This window comes from Micromonospora sp. LOL_014 (assembly GCF_048060245.1).
Lineage (GTDB): Bacteria > Actinomycetota > Actinomycetes > Mycobacteriales > Micromonosporaceae > Micromonospora_E.
This window is the reverse complement of the sequence record NZ_JBHMIP010000072.1, coordinates 1-3,706: the sequence shown is the minus strand read 5'-3', so window position 1 is coordinate 3,706 and position 3,706 is coordinate 1. Positions and strand designations below refer to the sequence as shown.

Below are 3,706 nucleotides of genomic sequence, written 5' to 3'. Positions count from 1 at the left end.
CCAATCACTCGACACCCAAGATCATTTTACCGGGTGTCGCCATGACCGTTTGACTCCGCCCTCCTACACCTATGACAACTCGGGCAACACTCTGACCCGGCCCACGGCGACGGCAGGCACCCAGACGTTGACCTGGGACCACGAGGGCCGGCTGGAGTCGATGACCGACACCTCCGGCGTCACCGGCTACCTCTACGACGCTGACGGCAACCGGCTGATCCGCCGCGACCCTACCGGCACCACCCTCTACCTGCCGGGCCAGGAGATCCGCCATGACACCGGCACCAACCAGACCTCCTGCACCCGCTACTACTCGCACGCCGGCAAGACCATCGCCTCCCGCTCCGCCGCCGGCCTGACCTGGCTGGTTGAGGACCACCAGCAGACAGCCCAGGTGGCGGTCGACGCCACCACGGGCACGGCCACGACCCGCCGGCAGACACCGTACGGAACGGTCCGGGGCAGCGCGTCCGGATGGCCGAACGACAAGGGCTTCGTCGGCGGCACGGTGGAGAACAACGGGCTCGTGTTCATCGGTGTCCGGGCATACGATCTGACAATCGGCCGGTTCATCAGCATCGACCCGCTTCAAGACCACGATGACCCGCTCCAATGGAACGGCTATGCCTACGCCAACAACTCGCCGATCACCTTCAGCGACCCGGACGGTCTGAAACCCCTTATCACCGACAGCGTTCAGGGTGACGAGGATCACTATCGCAAGTACGGCGAAAAGGTAGTCTACAAGAAGGGAAAGTGGGTTTCGAACAAGGCCTCGAGTGGTCCGCGACGTGATGGGAAGCCCGATATCTTCAAATGCGACAAGCAGACCACTTGCACCATCCGTGGCCAAGACAAGGACACCAAGAACGTCATCTACGAGTGCAACTCACCAGGCTCCTGCATCATCGAGAACCGAGGGCGCGGCAGCGGGGCGATCTACAACTGCAACGTGGCCGAAGCCTGTCACATTGACAGTGATTGCCGCAACGAGGATCAAATATGCTATGTTGGTGGATCTGCGGTGGATGGCGAGTTGGCCTGCCGCGTCAAGGGTTCCTGTGTCTTCTTCCGATGGGTGCCTATATATCCTGAGAATATGCCGAGTGGAGAACGCGTGGATTGGGGTCGTATTAGGAGCGACATGGCAACGAATGCGTCGATTTTTGGGGCGACGGGTGCGGGTATCGGCATTGCAATTGGGGGTTCAATTGGTGGTTGGCCAGGTGCCGTTTCCGGTGCCGGGTTAGGGGGCGGAGTCGGAATGTACGTTGGCGTCACTTGGACCGCTTGGCATGAACTCTATGAAGTGTGGAACAATCGTGACGACTACGGGTCGGGCGCAGTATGGGTGACCAGCGAGAAGCGGGAGTTTGCGCGGATATAAGGCCCGTCTCCGCAGTGCGTAAAGGGCAAAGATGGAGGGTGTGGGCTGAAGATTCCAGATTAAGGTCCGGAGTGGATTTAATGGATGCGCACGGCTCCAGTGATCTGACATTGTTTGTACCTTCGGATCATCTTTGATGAGTAGCGTGCCCATGTCCGCATCACTGCTGATCAATGCTGTCTAGGCTCAGTCGTACAGGAGGACCCAGCCCGTCCGACTGGGTCATGACAGGAAGGGGAGTCGCCGACGTGGTGTCGCACAGGGGATTCCTGTCCAGTATGATGTGCGATCTCAGTCGAACGTGAGGATGTAGAGATGTCGGCGCTGGTGACTGTTGTCGGACTTGTGGTGGGAGGCGGCCTGGTCGGTGCGGGTCTTCTGGTGATTTTGGCCGGATATGCACCAAACTACCCCGAGTTGAGTCGGAACATTGGTGCAACTTTGCTGTTTCCAGGGCTGGGATTCCTGCTGATGCAGGGCATGGGACACGGGAGTGGTGTGTTGGCATGGCTTTGTGGGCTGGCTGGAATCGTGTGCTTCGGCTTGGGCGCGTGGCTCGGCTTCCGGTATCTCCCGCTTGTGTTGGCTAAGAGCCGCAACCGGACCCAGTGAACTATTCCGGGCAACCATTCGACTGCTTTGTGTAACGGTCGGGGTGTTCGGAAGGTCCGAGACGCGCCAGATGACTTTGCTTTGGCTCTGGGATGCACCCCGAGCTGGTCGGCGCGGTCCGACGGATCGCGCCGACCGCGCTCGCCGGGTCCCGGCGGGCCTCGACACCAGCGCGGCTCTTCGAAGTTAGGCGGGGTTGAGGTGGCCGCGGCTTTTTCGGGTGGTCGCGCAGCGGGTTCGTAGGCGTTGGTTGATCGGGTTGCGGAAGCCGTAGGCGTCGCGGGCGACGGTCTTGATGACCCGGTTGGTGCCTTCAGAGCCGGCGTTGGTGATGCCGGTGTGCAGGAACGCGAGGATCTGGGGCCACCAGATCTCGATCGTGGTCGCGAGGCGGGCGAGTTCGGGTAGAGCGCTGTCAGCGCAGCGCTGGTAGAAGAGGTGCAGCAGCCGAGCGACGTGTTCCCGGTCCGGGTGGGTGCGGGCCAGGGCCAGCAGGTCGAGGAGGTCCTCCTTGGCGTTCCACGCGGCGAGGACCGGCACGCTGATCCCGGCGGGTAGCCCGGCGATCTCGTCGCAGAGCGTGTCGACGCGGTCAGCGCGCATCCGCCTCGCGGAGCGGGTCAGACGGTTACGCAGGTCCCATTCGCGGTCACCGGCGCGTCCCCGGCGGCCCCGGACCTGCACGGTGACCCGGCGGCGGACCTCGTTGAGGGCCTGGTGGGCGAGTTGCACGACGTGGAAGTGATCGACGACGAGGACGGCGTGCGGCAGCGCCTCACGGACCGCGGACTTGACGATCGTGCACATGTCGATCGCGACGTACCGGACCTGGTCGCGCCATGTCTGGCCGCGTTAGCCGAGCCAGTCGACGACCACCTGTGCGGTGCGGCCCTCGACCTGGCCCAGGAGTCCCTGACCGCCGGACAGGTCACACATGCCGACGTGCCAGCGGTCCACACTGCTCTGCCATGCCTGGCTGGCCTGGTCGAAGACCCACTTCGGCCGGCCCCGGCGGGTCTCGTCGATGCCGAGGACCTCCACCGGTTCCGGTTCGTCGGGCAGCACGACGTCCGCGTGGGCGGTGAACGCCGCCGCGACCACCGGCCAGGACAGGTCGTGATCGCGGGCGGACTGCACGATCGTGCGGGCGCCGTCGGCGACCGCCGCACCGGCGACCTGCCGCAACCGGGCGGTCACCCGGTGCCGGGCTGGGATCTGCGCCACCTGCTCGGTGAACGTCCGGCGTCGACATCCGTCCTGGTCGCAATGCCAGCGGCGTTTGCGCCACCGTAGCCGTGTCGCCCGGCCCGCCACGGGCAGGTCCTGCGGCCGGGTCGTCACCCAGTCCTTGACCCGCCGGGCCCGCACACCGCAGTCCGGGCAGCATCGTGCCTGCTCATCGGCGGTAGACAGAGCGACCACCGGGACACCGTCGGGGTCCAACCTGACCTGATCCACCACCAGGCCGTCCAGGCCCAGCAGCCGGGTCGTATCGTTGACCATGCTCGCAGCTCTCCGCTTGTGACCATCCGATCTAGACACTCAGATGATCACCGAAGGGCTGCGAGCCCTCTACGCCAGGGTCGCCGTCAACCGCGAACCCCGCTCAACTTCGAAGAGCCACCAACGCTCAAGTGAAAGACCGAGGATGCTCCTATCGATGTCAAGCGGCCAGTTCAAGATCATTTGATGTGATGATCTGGTAGA

General features: G+C 63.8%; 3 protein-coding genes and 1 pseudogene. 2 read left to right on the top strand and 2 right to left on the bottom strand.

Features of this window, described 5'->3' with window-relative positions:
- A partial coding sequence (locus ACFHW1_RS28530; protein ID WP_416616668.1) for an RHS repeat-associated core domain-containing protein occupies nt 1-1,387 on the top strand: 1,387 nt, incomplete at its 5' end.
- Nucleotides 1,388-1,702: 315 nt separating this feature from the next.
- Nucleotides 1,703-1,999 (top strand): hypothetical protein, encoded by a 297-nt coding sequence (locus ACFHW1_RS28525; RefSeq protein WP_416616666.1) that lies wholly within the window; start codon nt 1,703-1,705, stop codon nt 1,997-1,999.
- A 186-nt stretch (nt 2,000-2,185) separates the two neighbouring features.
- On the opposite strand, the pseudogene ACFHW1_RS28520 reads toward ACFHW1_RS28525, so the two are convergent.
- Both ACFHW1_RS28520 and ACFHW1_RS28515 read right to left on the bottom strand, forming a co-directional pair.
- A pseudogene (locus ACFHW1_RS28520) lies at nt 2,186-2,833 on the bottom strand (ISL3 family transposase); the annotation flags it as partial.
- Nucleotides 2,834-2,851: 18 nt separating this feature from the next.
- Complete coding sequence (locus tag ACFHW1_RS28515; protein ID WP_416616664.1) at nt 2,852-3,502, bottom strand: transposase family protein; 651 nt, start codon at nt 3,500-3,502, stop codon at nt 2,852-2,854.
- Between the last annotated feature and the right edge of the window lie 204 nt (nt 3,503-3,706).

Coding starts and splice junctions, on each gene's coding strand:
- ACFHW1_RS28515 (WP_416616664.1), bottom strand. CDS start 3,502: ATGGTCAACGATACGACCCGGCTGCTGGGCCTGGACGGCCTGGTGGTG.
- ACFHW1_RS28525 (WP_416616666.1), top strand. CDS start 1,703: ATGTCGGCGCTGGTGACTGTTGTCGGACTTGTGGTGGGAGGCGGCCTG.